At 63.9% G+C, this 15,297-nt stretch carries 14 protein-coding genes; 4 read left to right on the top strand and 10 right to left on the bottom strand.

The genetic code is table 11. The features are described from left to right. Positions 1-13: 13 nt before the first annotated feature. Both QXZ85_RS26430 and QXZ85_RS26425 read left to right on the top strand, forming a co-directional pair. The gene (locus tag QXZ85_RS26430; RefSeq protein WP_316175131.1) at positions 14-1,009 is read left to right on the top strand and encodes a hypothetical protein; all 996 of its coding nucleotides are present in this window, start codon (positions 14-16) and stop codon (positions 1,007-1,009) included. Continuing rightward, a complete protein-coding gene (locus QXZ85_RS26425) occupies positions 1,002-1,661 on the top strand; it encodes a hypothetical protein (RefSeq protein ID WP_316175129.1) in 660 nt (219 codons plus the stop codon). Before QXZ85_RS26430 ends, QXZ85_RS26425 begins: the two co-directional genes overlap by 8 nt. Here QXZ85_RS26425 and QXZ85_RS26420 read toward each other — a convergent pair. The 3 genes from QXZ85_RS26420 to QXZ85_RS26410 all read right to left on the bottom strand — a co-directional run bounded on the left by QXZ85_RS26420 (position 1,658) and on the right by QXZ85_RS26410 (position 5,403). Then, positions 1,658-2,239 (bottom strand): hypothetical protein, encoded by a 582-nt coding sequence (locus tag QXZ85_RS26420; RefSeq protein ID WP_316175127.1) that lies wholly within the window; start codon positions 2,237-2,239, stop codon positions 1,658-1,660. The genes QXZ85_RS26425 and QXZ85_RS26420 overlap by 4 nt on opposite strands. Next, positions 2,236-3,072 (bottom strand): bis-aminopropyl spermidine synthase family protein, encoded by an 837-nt coding sequence (locus QXZ85_RS26415; protein WP_316175125.1) that lies wholly within the window; start codon positions 3,070-3,072, stop codon positions 2,236-2,238. Before QXZ85_RS26415 ends, QXZ85_RS26420 begins: the two co-directional genes overlap by 4 nt. Before the next feature lie 1,005 nt (positions 3,073-4,077). Continuing rightward, positions 4,078-5,403: an FAD-binding oxidoreductase gene (locus tag QXZ85_RS26410; RefSeq protein ID WP_316175120.1), complete on the bottom strand. Its 1,326-nt coding sequence runs from the start codon at positions 5,401-5,403 to the stop codon at positions 4,078-4,080. A 240-nt stretch (positions 5,404-5,643) separates the two neighbouring features. Here QXZ85_RS26410 and QXZ85_RS26405 point away from each other — a divergent pair, with 240 nt between their 5' ends. Next, a complete protein-coding gene (locus tag QXZ85_RS26405) occupies positions 5,644-6,120 on the top strand; it encodes an Lrp/AsnC family transcriptional regulator (RefSeq protein WP_315701405.1) in 477 nt (158 codons plus the stop codon). Between the two features lie 14 nt (positions 6,121-6,134). On the opposite strand, the gene QXZ85_RS26400 is transcribed toward QXZ85_RS26405, so the two are convergent. The 7 genes from QXZ85_RS26400 to QXZ85_RS26370 all read right to left on the bottom strand — a co-directional run bounded on the left by QXZ85_RS26400 (position 6,135) and on the right by QXZ85_RS26370 (position 14,453). Beyond that, entirely contained in the window at positions 6,135-7,793 is a 1,659-nt protein-coding gene (locus QXZ85_RS26400; RefSeq protein WP_316175118.1) for an ABC transporter ATP-binding protein, read from the bottom strand. Then, positions 7,794-8,648, bottom strand: a complete 855-nt coding sequence (locus tag QXZ85_RS26395; RefSeq protein ID WP_315768984.1) for an ABC transporter permease — start codon at positions 8,646-8,648, stop codon at positions 7,794-7,796. Then, the gene (locus QXZ85_RS26390; RefSeq protein ID WP_315768986.1) at positions 8,645-9,595 is read right to left on the bottom strand and encodes an ABC transporter permease; all 951 of its coding nucleotides are present in this window, start codon (positions 9,593-9,595) and stop codon (positions 8,645-8,647) included. Before QXZ85_RS26390 ends, QXZ85_RS26395 begins: the two co-directional genes overlap by 4 nt. A gap of 87 nt (positions 9,596-9,682) precedes the next feature. Further along, positions 9,683-11,290, bottom strand: a complete 1,608-nt coding sequence (locus QXZ85_RS26385; RefSeq protein ID WP_315768987.1) for an ABC transporter substrate-binding protein — start codon at positions 11,288-11,290, stop codon at positions 9,683-9,685. Between the two features lie 51 nt (positions 11,291-11,341). Further along, positions 11,342-12,061 carry an HAD-IA family hydrolase gene (locus tag QXZ85_RS26380; protein WP_315701410.1) on the bottom strand — a complete coding sequence of 240 codons (720 nt, stop codon included), beginning with the start codon at positions 12,059-12,061 and terminating at the stop codon, positions 11,342-11,344. 159 nt (positions 12,062-12,220) lie between these two features. Then, on the bottom strand, positions 12,221-13,597 hold the full coding sequence (locus tag QXZ85_RS26375; protein WP_315701411.1) for an aspartate aminotransferase family protein: 1,377 nt from the start codon (positions 13,595-13,597) through the stop codon (positions 12,221-12,223). Positions 13,598-13,610: 13 nt separating this feature from the next. Continuing rightward, positions 13,611-14,453: a GNAT family N-acetyltransferase gene (locus tag QXZ85_RS26370; RefSeq protein WP_315730308.1), complete on the bottom strand. Its 843-nt coding sequence runs from the start codon at positions 14,451-14,453 to the stop codon at positions 13,611-13,613. Between the two features lie 169 nt (positions 14,454-14,622). Between QXZ85_RS26370 and QXZ85_RS26365 the strand changes: the two genes are divergently transcribed. Next, positions 14,623-15,291 (top strand): haloacid dehalogenase type II, encoded by a 669-nt coding sequence (locus tag QXZ85_RS26365; protein WP_315768989.1) that lies wholly within the window; start codon positions 14,623-14,625, stop codon positions 15,289-15,291. Positions 15,292-15,297 lie beyond the last annotated feature (6 nt).

Below are 15,297 nucleotides of genomic sequence, written 5' to 3'. Positions count from 1 at the left end.
GGGCGGTGACAAAGTGACGGCTGAGTCCGGCAAACTTAGGAAGGATCTGAAAGACGCCGGCCTGAGCGATCAGGCTATCGACGCCGCGTGGCCGACTTGGTGGAGCGAAGAGGCGGACGGATCGGCTTCGGCCCGCGCCGAATTGCGGTTCGCCCTTGCCCGCAAGCTCGGCGTGTCGCCGAAGGCCCTGTCGAACGACCGCGTGGAATTCGTCTGGCGCGATACGGCACGCTTCAAGCACCTGTCTGGAGAAGGAGCGGCGCAGAAGGCCGCGCTCGCCTCCTTCGGAGTCGCGGTCGCACACCTCCTTCTCCAGGGTGTCGGCGGGGCGGCCATCCACCCGCCCTCGGCAGAGGAACTTCGTGACGCCATACGCAACGGCGGTGCGCCATTCGTCGATCTCACGTCTCTTCTGGCAACCTGCTGGGCACTCGGCATCCCAGTCATCCATCTTCGGGTGTTTCCGCTCGCGACGAAGGCAATGCACGCAATGGTCGTTGAGGCCAACGGACGCTTCGCGGTTCTCCTGGGAAAGGATGCGCAGTACCCGGCGCCTGTGGCATTCACGCTGGCGCACGAACTGGGGCACGCCTCACTCGGGCATCTCAATGGCGCTTCGGCAATCGTGGACCTCGACGATCCGGTCGAAAGCGAACAGGAAGACGACGACGAGAAGGCCGCTGACAGATACGCGCTCGCTCTGTTGACCGGGTCCTCCGAACCCGACATACGGACCAACATCAACAAATTCGGCGCACGGCAGCTTGCGGCAGCCGTCCAGGAGGAAGGCCCGAAGCGGGGCATCGAACCCGGAACGCTCGCTCTCTGCTACGCCTATCGCACCGAGAACTGGGCTCGCGCCATGGCGGCTTTGCGTCACATTTACTCCGAGAATAAGCCGGTATGGCGCGAGGTGAACGGCTTTGCGGACGATCAGATAGATTGGTCCGCTATGAGCGATGATTCCGCGGAATTTCTGCGGACGATCATGGGAATGCCGAATGGCTGAACTCGTGCTCGTCGACAACGACGTCCTGTTCAAGGCGTCATGCTACGATTTGGCGCCCGATCTTATCGACATTTTGGCTGGCGGAAGCCGCGACGTGGCCGGTCTTGCGCTGGCAAAATTCGTCCTGAAGCGGAAGATCGAGAAGTCGCGCGAGATCGTCGGTCGGCAGAGGGCCGCGAAGTCGCTGGAGGCCGTGCTCGCTTCGATCTCTGCCCTCGAACCCGACGATGCAGAACTCGGTCTAGCCGCGCATTACGAAGAGCACGCGCTGTCGGCCGGTTACGCGTTCGACTCGGGTGAGAGCCAATTGCTCGCCGTGCTGGTTAATCGGGCGGCCAAAGCCATGGTGACGGGTGACAAGCGGGCCGTTGCCGCCGCTTGGCGATTGGCCACCGATCTTGAAATCGTTCCCGTCCTCGCTGGGCGCTTCGGGTGCTTCGAACAGGTCATGCTCGGAATTTGCATCAAGAAGGGCGGGCGAGCACTCGCGGTTTCGGTATGTGCCGAACCTGCCGTGGACAAGGCGATGTCCATCTGCTTCGGATGCTCGTCGACATTCGACGAGCAGAACTTGCGAGAGGGGCTGGACAGCTACATTGGGCACCTGCGGGGTAACAGTGGCGAGTTGCTCTGCGACAAGCTTACCGCCTAGCGCGGATCCCTCAGAAAGACCGAATAGGGATCGACCAATTCGGCGACCAGATTTATGTTGATGTCTGAGGCTTCCTCTTGGTTAGCCAATTCGGGCTTCTCATCCACGAGCAGGCACGCCTTATCGACCCGCCCCTTGATATAGCGGCTACCGACGCGGCCGGCATTGGGTCCTACGGCAACGCGCGTCTCGTGCAATTTCAGGACGTGCTCCTCCTCCCTGAGGCTCTTGATCATCAAGGCGTAGCGCGATCCCCGTACGTTGATGTCCTTCGGAATCTCCTGCCATTTCAACCCGTCCACCGAGTATTCGTGGGCTCTCACCGGATCGGCTTCGTGTTTCGAATCCATTGCCTGCATGCAGAGGAAGATCGGCCCTCCCCTTTTCTGAATGTCCTCCGCGAACGGCTGAACCATCGTCGTCGGATGGCAAGTGTTGCCGCCGTAGCCCCACATGCCGAAGCCAGCCTTTTTGATCTCTTCCGACTTCCGCTTGATGATGTCCGCGAGGGACTCCTGCGCGTGCTTTCCCACCTTCATGTAGAGAATGCCCGCACCTGGACGGATGATGGTCGTCATGACTGTCCCTCCAGCAGAACCAACTCGTATTCATCTTCGTTCGCCATGCCGTAATTCAACCGCTTCTTCTCGCGGACATAGCGGACTCGCGGAGCTTTCGATCGCCCATAGAAATTGTTGAGCCGCTCCGGCTCTACGATAGCCTTGCTATCCACGGCTCTTACCTCGCCGGGCACTGCCGACAAAATCAGATTGCAAGACTGCAGATCAGGCGCATCCTCCAGGTGGTACAGATGGAGACGCGGCATCATCCTCGACACGAAGTAGCCGCTCTCCGCTCCGAAGCGCTGTACCTTGCTCAAGACCTGCTTCGGCCAATCCAGTTCCCTATCGTCGGCGATCACGATCATCCCGTCGCCGCGGTAGCCTACCGCTTCCATACCTCGTTGCGTGAACACGTTGACGCTTTCGCCGTCGTTGTGCTGGCCCCACGGTGGGTTGGTGTAGAACAGCTCAAACGCGCCTGGTCTTGGAAACGCGTCCAACACGTTGTAGAGTTCAGCAGTTAAGTTCGGTATGTCCTCTTTCTCGGCAAAGCGCCTGATGGCCTCGACGATGCGTTCGTCGAAATCGAAGACCGTGACCGACTTCGGACCGTACTCAGTGATCCCGCAGCGCTTGAAATAGGCGATCGAAATGCTGATCGCGTCGCCGTCCCCGATGAATGCGACATTCTTGTCTTCGACCCAGTTTGCGACGAACTCCGTCTGCATGACCATGTCGCCGCTCTTCATGTATATTTGATCGAACTCCCGGAGCGGCCGCGGTCGATTTTGGACCACGTCCGAAATCGCGTTCATGGCCATTCGCAGGTCGATTTGCTTTTTTGCCATCTACCCCCCTCGGCCGACGCCGAAAACGCAACAAATCAATCAAAACGAGTATCTGAATTACGCTTCCCGCGTGTATCGGGCAACCGCGCTGCCTGGCCGGACCAGCTATAATTCATAGTCAATTGGATCTAGTCTGACCTATCTCTAAGTCGATGCAAGTGTGTCCGCCACAACGTCGGTGGGGACTACGATAGCGCTGCACTCAATCTCGCCGCCGTCAGAAATTTGCTCCCGCATCGCACCCATGCCCAAGCTGCCCGTCGTGCCAGTTTGCCGCATTCCGTCGGGCAAATCCGGCCTTGTGTCGTCGGGCAAATCAGATCGATGCTTCTCGCCGTCTCCTGCTCGGCTAGAAGGGGCGTTTCGCGATCGTCACGGACCGTGGAGCGGGAGATGCGGTGGCCGCCTGGGGTCGCAGTGCGCGTTTCGCGTGCGGACGAACGACCTTAAGCGGACGGTCAAGCCGTGTGGTCCCGACACCCCGACGCTGGTGTCTTGGTCGGCGACATCCCGATGACGGGGGCAAGCAAGCCCGGTCCCCTGGGAGAGCACGGAGCAGCCGTTCAACCCATCGCGCAGGGAAGGCCGGTTGTTCGGCCAATCCTGTGGTGACTGCCGCCTGCTTTTCTTTCTGCAGGCGGGCCATGGGTGCGGCCTGCACCCGGCCTTCCCTGCGCCCTTCTCTTAGGAGGGCGTCGAAGGAGCAAAGCTCGGACGCGAAAGCGCGCCGCGAGGCTGCGAAGCCGCGCTTACAGGTCGGAGATATCAGGTTGAGCGCCGGGAAATGGCGCTCCCTAGGGAAGCGGGGAAAGCCAACAAGATCAGCGGATTAGCAATCCGTTTGGGGAGAAACGGCATCATTGTTCTGCAAAGCTCTTTAGGAGCATGACCCAAACGACCGAACGAACTCGGCCGCAGCCGAAAGGCCGTGGAAGTGCAAAGGGGAAATTGGCGAACCGTGCGGCCGTCACTTCGTCGGGGGCTCAAGTCCCTGTAAGGCGACCGTCAGAAGTCTGCGACCTTCTTGGACTCATGCCGCGCGAAACGCGCGGGCTCATAGGGCTTGGGATCGACGATCGGCGTTGCGCCGGTGACGAGATCGGCGATGAGATGGCCGGCGCCGGGGCCGATGCCGAAGCCGTGGCCGCTGAAGCCGGCCGCGACGATCAGGCCGGGCAGCGCGGCGAGCTCGCCGATGGCAGGCACTCCATCCGGCGTAGAATCGATATAGCTCGCCCAAGTCGCCGTGATCTGGCTCTGCTTCAACGCCGGGAGCAACTCCACCGCGCGCCGATGGGTGAGGCGGATGGTCGCCTGGTCCGGCTTCGGATCGAGGATCCGGGTGTATTCCATGGGCGTAGGCTCATCGAGCCGCCAGCGGCCGAGCGTCTCGTGGCCGGAGCGCAGGCCTTCGAGGCCGCCGGGCAGCAGGCTGCGCCAGCGCTTGACGAACATCGGCAGGAACTGCGGCGCGAAGCGCAGCTGCTGCAAGGTCGGGTCGACGCGGCCGCGGCCGCTGATGGCAAGCGTATGGCCGCCATCGCCGCGCCGCGTGATCGAGACTGCGGCGGTGTGCAGCGCGGGCGGCAGCGGCTCCGCGGAGGGCGACAGCGCCAGCGCCGAGGAACGGATCGAGGCGATGGGCAGCGCGACGCCGAGCTGATGGCAGAACGACGCGGCCCAGGCGCCGGCCGAGAGCACGGCGATCTTTGTGCGGATGCTGCCGCGCTCGGTCACGACGGCCGACAGCCGGCCGCCGCTGGTCTCGACGCCGCGCACGGCGCACATCTGATGCACGGTGCCGCCCTGCTTCAGGATGGCGCGCGCCACCGCGGGCGCTGCATCCGCGGGGCTGGCGGTGCCGTCGGTCGGCGAGAACACGCCGCCCTTCCAGCTGCGCCCGGTGGCCGCGCCGCGCTCGGTCGCCTGCCGGCTGTCGAGCATGTGCGTGGTGACGCCCGCGGTCTTGGCGAACTCGCCCCAGCGCGCCCAGCTGGCCAGCTCCGCCTCATCATTGCTGAGATAGAACAGGCCGCAGCGCGAGAAGCCGGTGGCCTCGCCGCTGTCGGCGGCGAAGCGCTCCCACAGATCGAGGCTCAAGGTCGCCATCGGCAGCTCACGTGCATCACGGTTCTGCTGCCGGCACCAGCCCCAGTTGCGGCTGGACTGTTCGGCGCCGATCCGGCCCTTCTCGATCAGGGCGACCGCAAGCCCGCGCCGCGCCAAGTTGTAGGCCGTGAAGACGCCGACGATACCGCCGCCGATGACGACGGCATCTGCATGCTCCGGCAGCGTGGGCGATGTTTCGACGTGCACCAGCGGTGCGGGCATGCGGTCTCTCCGGCTTTCTGCGGCGTCAGGTTAGAACGGCATCCGGCACCGCGGGGGCTGGATTTGGCAACCGAACGGCATATCATTCTGCGGGGCATCACACCCTCAGTGTATTGTTTTGCATCGCATAATTCGGACGATTGCGGCCCCATTCTTGCTTTACGGAAGTTCATTGACCCAATTGCAGAATTTTCTGCTGTAGTGGGAAAAGGACGCGTCGTCACACGGGACCCCGGCTGCATGAAGCTCGACCGCATCGACATCAAGATCCTGCACGAACTGCAGAAGAACGGCCGCGTCACCAATGTCGAGCTGGCCGAGCTGGTCAACCTGTCGCCGAGCCCCTGCCTGATGCGAGTGAAGAAGCTGCAGGCGGAGGGTTACATCGAGGGCTATTCGGCGCAGATCTGTGTCTCCAAGCTCGGCCAGACGCTGACCGTCTTCACCGAGGTCACCTTGAAGAACCACCGCCAGATCGACTTCGCCCGCTTTCTCGCGGCGGTTGATAAGATCGACCAGGTGATCGAGTGTCACCTTGTCTCGGGCGGCTACGATTACATGATGAAGTTCGTCACCGCGGGAATCGGCGAGTATCAGACTATCATGGAGCGGCTGACCGACATGGACATCGGCATCGAAAAGTATTTCAGCTTCGTCGTGCTGAAGTCGCCGATCGTGAAACCCTATCTGCCGCTGACCAGCCTGTTCCAGATTTAGGTGCGCGCTGCGCGTCAGCGCTGGCAGTAGGCGCGGACCTGCTCGGGATCCTGGCGCAGATTGTCGAGCCAGGCGGGATCGAGCTTCGGCACCGAGGACAGCAGCAGCTGCGTGTAGGGATGCTCGGGCCTTGCCATCGCCTCGGGCGTGATCTGCTCGATCTTGCGGCCGCGATACATGACGACGATGTCGTCGCAGATCGCTTCCACCACCGACAGATCGTGACTGATGAAGACGTAAGCAAGATCGAGCTCGCGCTGCAGCTCTTTCAGGAGATCGATGATCGCGGCGGCGACAACGGTATCGAGCGCCGAGGTGATCTCGTCGCAGACGATCAGCTTCGGGTCCGCCGCCAGCGCGCGGGCCAAGTTGACGCGCTGCTTCTGTCCGCCCGAGAGCTCGGCCGGACGGCGCAGCCGCAAGCTCCGCGGCAGCTTCACCATGTCGAACAGCTGGTCGATCCGGGCGTTGCGCTGTTTGCGCGCCATGCCGTGGTAGAAGGTCAGCGGGCGGCCGAGAATGTCCTCGACGGTCTGCGCCGGATTGAGCGCCGTATCGGCATGCTGGAACACGATCTGCAGCTCGCGCAGCTGATCCACACTGCGGTTGCGCGCGCTCCGCCCCAGTTCGCGCCCATCGAACACGACGCCGCCCGCGAATGGCGGCAGGATGCCGGCGATGGCGCGGGCGAGTGTCGACTTGCCGCAGCCGGATTCGCCGATGATGCCGAGATTGCGCCCGCGCACCACGCGCAGGCTGACGTTGTCGACCGCCACGATCGCCGGCCTGCCGTCCGAGCGCGGCGGGCCATAGCCGACCGACACCTCATGGACGTCGAGCAGCGCCTCGACCGCGGTGGGCTCGGACACCTCAGCCCGCGGCGCATGACGCGGCGTCACAGCTGCGAGCAGCTGCTGCGTATAGGGATGCTGCGCATGCTCGAGAATATCGGCGGTCGTGCCGGATTCCTGCACCTCGCCGTTCCTCAACACCACGATCCGGTCGGCAATCTGGGCCACCACCGCGAGATCGTGCGACACGTAGATGCCGGCGATCCGATGCGCGGAGATCACCGACTTGAAGGCGCGCAGCACCTCGACCTGGGTGGTGACGTCGAGCGCCGTGGTCGGCTCGTCGAAGATCAACAGCTTGGGATTCGCGATCAGCGCCATCGCCGCGGCGAGCCGCTGCAGCTGGCCGCCGGACACCTGATGCGGATAGCGATCGCCGATCATGTCGGGGTTGGGCAGCGACAGCGCGCGGAACAGCGCCACCGCCTTGGTGCGGGCCTCGTCCAGCGGCATCACGCCATGGATACGCACGACCTCGATCACCTGGTCCATGATGCGGATCGCCGGATTGAACGCCGCGGCGGCGCTCTGCGGCACATAGGCGATCTTGGCGCCGCGCACGGCCGCCCTGTCCTTCTCGGGCAGCGCCACCATGTCGACGCCATCGACCACGACCGTGCCGCCAACGATCTTGCAGCCGGCGCGCGCATAGCCCATCAGGGTCATGGCGATCGTAGTCTTGCCGGAGCCGCTCTCGCCGATCAGCGCGACGATCTCGCCTTCGGCGATTTCGAGATCGACGCCCTTGATGATCTCGATCATGCGGCCGGAATCGGTGGTCGCCTCGACCCGAAGACCGCGGATCTGCACGAGACTCGTCATCTAGGATGGCTCCCGGTCGCGGATCTTGGTCGGTAGATTGTCGACCAGGAGATTGACGGCGATGGTCAAGCTCGCGATTGCCAGCGATGGAAAGATCACCGCCGGCGCGGCATAGGGCAGCCCGCCGATGTTCTCGCGCACCAGCGCGCCCCAATCCGCATAGGGCGGCTTGACGCCGAGGCCGAGGAAAGACAGCCCCGACAGCAGCAGCACGATGAAGACGAAGCGCAAGCCGAGATCGACCAGCACGGGACCGATGATGTTGGGCAGGATCTCCGCACGGATCAGATACAACAGGCTCTCGCCGCGGATGCGGGCCACCACGACGAAGTCCATTGTGTTGATGTTGACGGCCAGCGCGCGGGCGAAGCGGAAGGCGCCGGGAATGTAGATCACCGCCATGGTGACGATGAGAACCGGAATCGACGAGCCCACGGCGGCGACGACGACAAGGCTCAACAGCTTGTTCGGGATCGAGTTGAGCGCGTCGAGAAAGCGGCTCAGCACCATGTCGACGGCACCGCCGGTAATCGCTGCGATCATGCCGAGCGTTACGCCCGACACGCCGGCGATGATGACCGACGCCACGGAAATGCCGAGCGTATAGCGCGCACCCATCAGGATGCGCGAGGCCATGTCGCGGCCGAGATAGTCGGAGCCCAGCCACAGCTCGCGGCTCATGGGACCAAAATAGTCGGTATCGACGATGTCGCCGATCGGATGCGGAATGATTGTTGCCGCAGCGAGCGCCACCACGATCCAGAACAGCACTATCAGCGCCCCAGCCACGCCGACCGCATTGATGCGGTAGCCAAATCGCGGGCTTCGCGGAGTGGATCTCGCGGCACTCATCATCGCAGCCTCGGATTGGACAGGATGGCTATGATGTCGGCCGTCGTGGTCAAGAGGAGGTAGCCGAAGCAGAAGATGATGGCGCAGCTCTGGATCAGCGGCAGATCACGCGTCGACACTGCATCGACCATCAGCTTGGCGATGCCGGGATAGTTGAAGACGGTCTCGACGATGATGACCCCGCCCAGGAGATAGGACAATGACAGCGCCACCGCATTCACGATCGGGCCGAGCGCATTCGGCAGCGCGTGGCGCAGCACGAGCCTGCCGCGCGAGGCGCCCTTCAGCAGCGCCATCTCGACATAGGGCGTGTTCAGAGTCTCGATGACAGCCGCCCGGCTCATCCGGATCATCTGCGCCGAGATCACGATGGTGAGCGTGACGACGGGCATCGCATAGGCGCGCGCAAAATCATAGGCGGTACGGATCTCGCTGGTGAAGGACACCGCCGGCAGCCAGTTGAGATAAACCGCAAACAGCAGCACGGCGAGGGTCGCGATCATGAACTCCGGAACCGAGACGACGCCGATGATCGCGATGGTGAGGCAGCGATCATATAACGTGTCGCGCAGCATCGCCGCGGTGACGCCGAGCGTCAGTGCGAGCGGCACCGAGATCACAGCGGTGAGGCCGGCAAGCTTGAGGGTATTGACGAGCCGTCCTGATATCAGCTTCGCGACCGGCATGTTGTTGGCATAGGAGATACCGAGATCGCCTCGCACCACGCCGGCGAGCCAGCGCAGGAAGCGGAAGATCGCGGGATCGTCGAGATGCATCGCCTTGCGCAGGCCTTCGACCGCTTCCGGAGTCGCGGCCTGGCCGAGCAGGATGGTCGCGGTGTCGCCCGGCAGCATGGCGGTGGCGAAGAACACGGCGAACGAAACAATGATCGCTGTGACCAGCGCGATGGCCAACCGGGCAAGGACGAGTGAGGCGATCCGATGTTTCACACTGGGCGTCCGCGAGCCTGATCAGAGAGAGAGTTCGTCGCAAGGGCGCCGGCCTCAACGACCGGCGCCCCGCATCTCAGACCACATTCACGAATCGAGCCAGACATATTCGGCGAAGGCATATCCCATCATGCCGCCGAGCGGGCTCGGCTCCAAGCCCTTCAGCCTGGACGAGGTGGCATCGATGTTGGAGATATAGGCCGGAACGATGGTGCCCGCCTCCTCCGCGATCATCACCTGCATCTCGGCATACATCTGCTTGCGCTTGGCCTGGTCGAGCAGGCCGCGCGCCTCGAGAATCATCTTGTCGAACTTCTCCGACTTGTAGCGGCTCTCGTTCCAGGGCGCTTCCGAGGCATAGAGCAGCGAGAACAGGATGTCCGGGGTCGGGCGCGGATTGATGTTGCCGAAATGGACCGGCGCCTTCAGCCAGTAATTGTCCCAATAGCCGTCGGACGGGACGCGCTGCACGTCGAGCGTCAGGCCGATCGCCGCGGCCGAGGCCTGGATCACCATCGCCATCTCGATCGCGGAGTTCGCGGCTTCCGATGCCACGACCGGGATCGACGAGCCGAGCACGCCGGCCTTCTGGAACAGAGACTTTGCCTTCTCGGGATCGAACGGCTTCGGCTTCAGGTCGGGATTGTGGAAGAAGTTCGCCGGGGAGACCGGCTGGTCGTTGCCGACGACGCCGAAGCCGCGCAGCACCGATTTGACGATCTGCTCGCGGTTGACGAGGTGCTTCATGCCATCGATGAAGTCCTTCTTGTTGCCCGGCGCCATGTCGAGCCGCATGTTGAGGTCGGTGTAGTTGCCCGTCGTCGATTTCGACAGAGCAATCCCCTCCTTGCCCTCGATGAGCCGGAGCGAGCGCGGGTTGATGCTGGCCGCGAGCTGAATGTCGCCGGAGAGCAGCGCGTTCACGCGCGCGTTCTCTTCGGTGATCGCAATGAACTCGATCTGGTCTAGGTAAGGCCCGTCCTTGAAATAGTTTTTGTTGCGCACGCCGATGGAGCGCACGCCGGGCTCGAACGCCTCGGGGACGAAGGCGCCGGTGCCGTTGCCCTTGGAGAAGTCGGTGGTGCCGTCAGCCACGATCATGAAGTGATGCAGCGCCAGGATCATCGGCAGGTCGGCGTTCGGGCTCGCCAGGGTGATCTCGACGGTGGACTTGTCGACAGCCTTGAACCCGGTCATCTGCGCCGCGATCTTGGCCACCTTGGAGCCGGTCGCCTTGTCGAGGTGCCGCTTCAGCGAGAACACGACGTCGTCAGCCGTCAGCGGCTTGCCGTCGTGGAAGGTGACGCCCTTCTTGAGCTTGATGGTCCAGGTTTGCGCATCCGTCGACTCCACAGAATCCGCAAGCTCCATCTGCGCCGCGCCGTTCTGGTCGAGCGTGGTCAGCCGATTGTAGAACGAGCAACAGCGGACATAGTCGGTCGAGAACGACGCCTTGGCCGGATCGAGCGTGTCGGCGGTCGAGGTCGACCATCCCGCCGCCTTGATCGAGCCACCCTTCTTCGGCGCTGCCGCGTACGCGCGCTCGGCGCGGCCTAGGATGGTGCTGCCGGCGGCGAGCGCGACGCCGTTGGCAAACATCATCTTCAAAAGATCCCGACGCGATGCACCACGCCGGATCGCCGCTTCGATCAGCCCATCGTCGCTCGGAGCCCAGTTGGTGATCGTGTCGCTCATGTCAACCTTCCCCTGTTTGCGATCCGGCAGAATGAAGTTGTCAGCAGCTCATCATGTCGCTGGCACGTGGTCCACCGCGTCGGCCAGCTCGGCCATGGAGTGGAAATGGAAATCAGGCTTCGTGAAAGACGCGGGCTCGATGGTGCCGCCGTAGCCCTGCTTGTCGTGGCGCCGCTCGATCCAGCAATTGGTGATGCCGAGTTGTCGGGAGATGCCAATGTCATGATACTGGCTCTGCGCGACATGCAGGATCTGCGACGTGTTGCCACCGTCGCGTGCGACGAAATCGAACACATGGGTGAAGAAGGCGGGATCCGGCTTCTCCGTTCCGGTGTCGTCGACCGTGAAGGCCGCGTAGAACGGGGAGCCCAGCTCGCGCTCGAAATGATCCAGCGCCCAGCGCCGCGCATTGGTCATCGCGATCAGTCTGTAGCGCTTGGCGAGTCGGGCCATGGCCGCGGCGCTATCGGGAAACGCCTTCCAGCGCGCGGCGGAATCCCGGAAGCGCTCGCCGAACGCGGTCTGCCTGGGCAGGCCGAGTTGCGGCGCAATGACGTCATAGACCCGCACGAGGTCATCCGGGAAACGATCGGCATCGGCGGCGTAGCGTGCAGCGCGGTACAGGCTGAGCGCTTGCTCTCCATCGATGACCTTGTTCGATTCCGCGGCGATCTCGGCGAGGCTGGTGACGATCCCGCCTTCGAAGTCGATCAGCGTGCCGACCACGTCGAAGGTCAGATACCTGAATTGGGCGAGATCCATCGTGTTCATCCTGGCGTAAGGTGTCTCTTAGATGACGGTCCTAGTGTGGAGCCGGGTTCCGGCGAAAACTTCCGAATTGTGGGGACCCGACGGCACAAAATTGCGAATAGGAGCAGGCGCCGACATATCGGCGTTGCTGCACACGCGACGATCTGCCCGTGCCCGCTTTCACGCCATCGCCTGGCGGACGTCCGGGTCGGCCAGGGTCTGGTCGAGCGTTCGGGCAGTCCGCTCGATGATGGCATCGATATCGGAATCGCTGCAGCACAGCGGCGGCGCGTAGCCGAGCACCCCGGTGGGGAACGCACGAATGACGAGCCCATTGGCCCAGGCGCGATCGAAGATGCGGCGCGACGGCTCGACGCCGGCCGGCAGCGGCGTCTTCTTCTCCTTGTCGACCACGAGTTCGATGGCGGCCAGGAGGCCGCGGCCGCGGACCTCGCCGACCAGCGGATGATCCTGCAGCGCGCGCAGGCCTGCCATCAGCCGTGCGCCGGCGCGCCTTCCGTTCTCCAGCAGACCGTTCTCGTAGAGATCGAGCACGGCAAGGCCGACGGCTGCGCTCACCGGATGCGCCGAATAGGTATAGCCGTGCCCCACAGCCGAGGCCCCTGCCCCGTCGGCGATCACGTCATAGACGTGATCGGACATCAGCACCGCCCCCATCGGGACGTAGCCCGAGGTGAGGCCCTTGGCCACGGTCATGAAGTCCGGGACGATCTTGTCGTCGGTGCAGGCGAACAGCGGTCCGGTGCGGCCAAAGCCGGTGATCACCTCGTCGGCGACGAACAGGATGCCGTGCTGCCGGCAGCGCTCGCGCATCGCCTTCATCCAGCCGTCGGGCGGCACCAGCACGCCGCCGGAGCCCTGGATCGGCTCAGCGTAGAACGCCGCCACCCGCTCCGGCCCGCCGACCTCGGCGATCTTGGTTTCGAGCGCGGCAAGCGATGCCGCGATGATCGCATCGGCATCGCTGCCGACCGGATTGCGGTACGCATAATGCGAGGGGATCTTGTGCTGCCAGTTGAGCGGCACGCCGAAATTGGCGTGGAAGGCCGGCAGCGCCGTCAGTCCAGCACCGACCGTCGAGGAACCGTGGTAGCCCTGCTGCAGGGTGATGAACTGGTCGCGCTGCGGCTGACCCTTCACGTGCCAATAGTAATGGATGAAGCGCACCGTGCTGTCGACGGCGTCCGAGCCGCCGAGCGTGAAGTAGACGTGGTTGAGGTCGCCGGGCGCGCGCTCGGCGAGCGCCGCCGCGAGCCGGATGGCGGGCTCCGAGGCAAGGCTGAAATAGCCGGTGGCGTAAGGCAATTCGCGCATCTGCCGAGCAGCCGCCTCGACGATGCTCTCATGACCATAGCCGGCATTGACGCACCACAGCCCGGCGAAGCCGTCGACCAGCTGATGCCCGGAGGCGTCCGTGACGATCGCGCCCTTGGCCGAGGCCAGGACGCGCGCGCCCGACGCCTCGTGTCCGCGATACGACGTGACCGGATGCACTAGATGCGCGCGGTCGAGTTCGATGAGCGAGTTGCTGAGCATGATGATCTCCGGTTCAGCCGAACGCCTGGCTGGCCAAGGCAAATGATGTCGGGGATGGCTGAGCCCTGTCCTGTGCGGCGGGTCGGTGCATGACGATGCCGCCGCCGACATGGCCGAGGCCGAGGCTGCTCAGCCACGGCGTGAGGCCGCTCTCGATGCCGGTGTCGACACGGATGAATTCGCCCTCGCGACCAGCGAGAAAATGCGCGACCAGCGCCTTCGCGTCGTCGAGATCGGACGCGACCACAGGGCCGATCACGAGCCCTCGGCCGAAGCGGCGCAGCACCGCGAAGCCGGTCAATTGGCCCTGTCGCTCAAGCACCGCGAACTCGCCGACCGACGCAATATGGGCGATCAGATCGCTGCGGTCCGCGCCGAACGCCGCAGCGTCGAGGGCGGTCATGGCGGAGACGTCCTCCGGCGGGGCTGCGCGCACGGCGTCGGTCCGCGCCACCGCCTGCGCAAGGTGCCCCTGATGCTGCACGATCTCACCCGTCCGGTGGAAGCCGAGCTTCTCATAGAGAGGCAGGCCGTCCTCGGTCGCGACGAGCTGCAGCCGGCGATCGCCCGCGAGCGTCATCGCCTGCTGCATCAGGCGCCGTCCGAGCCCCTTCCCCCGCTCCGCCTCATCGACGATGACCATGTTGATGGTGCCTGCGTCGGTGCCGTAGGGGGTCATCAGCACAGTGCCGATCACGCGACCATCCGCGGCGATGGCGACGCAGCCTTTGCTGAGCGCAAGCGCCATCTGCCAGTCCTCGCGACGATGCGGCCAGCGCGCCTGCTGCGACAGCCGCGTCGCGGCATCCAGGTGATCCCCGCTGAAAGCGACAAAGCTCGCGGCGTCGGACGTCATGTCATGCACTCCCATTTCCGTGGGAGTCTGGGCGAGCGGGACCCAGCAGATCGGCTGAAGGCGGTGACGCCCACAACATCTTCCGCCGCAGAACCGGGGCAAAGCCGCATCTTATGCTGGCGCGTCGGCCTATCATCGGCGGCCGAGACCATGACCGGCATGAGGATCCATGAGCCGCTTTCGCCCGAAATATGTGACCTTCGACTGCTACGGCACGCTGATCAATTTCGAGATGGCCGAAGCCGCGCGCGATCTCTACAGCGCAACGCTCTCCGAGCCGGCGATGAACGAGTTCGTGAAGGTCTTCTCGGCCTACCGCCTCGACGAAATCCTCGGCGCGTGGAAGCCCTATGCCGAGGTGGTCAGCAACGCGCTGGCGCGCAGCTGCCGCAAGATCGGCATCCCCTTCAAGCCCGAGGACGGCGAGATGGTGTATCAGCGCGTGCCGACCTGGGGTCCGCATCCCGACGTGCCGTCGGGCCTTGCCAAGGTGGCCAAGGAAATCCCGCTAGTCATTCTCTCCAACGCCATGAATGCGCAGATCCCCTCGAATGTCGCCAAGCTCGGCGCGCCGTTCCATGCCGTATTCACGGCCGAAGAGGCGCAGGCCTACAAGCCGCGGATGCGCGCCTTCGAATACATGTTCGACATGCTTGGCTGCGGCCCGGAGGATATCACGCACTGCTCGTCATCGTTCCGCTACGATTTGATGACGGCGCATGATCTCGGCATCAAGAGCAAGGTGTGGGTCAACCGCGGTCACGAGCCGGCCAATCCGTATTACGGCTACACCGAGATCAAGGACGTCTCCGAGCTGCCCGGCGTGTTAGGTCTCTAAGCAGAG

This window comes from Bradyrhizobium sp. SZCCHNGR1005 (assembly GCF_032489995.1).
Taxonomy (GTDB): domain Bacteria; phylum Pseudomonadota; class Alphaproteobacteria; order Rhizobiales; family Xanthobacteraceae; genus Bradyrhizobium.
The sequence above is the reverse complement of the archived record's forward strand: the minus strand, read 5'-3'. Positions and strand labels throughout refer to the sequence as shown.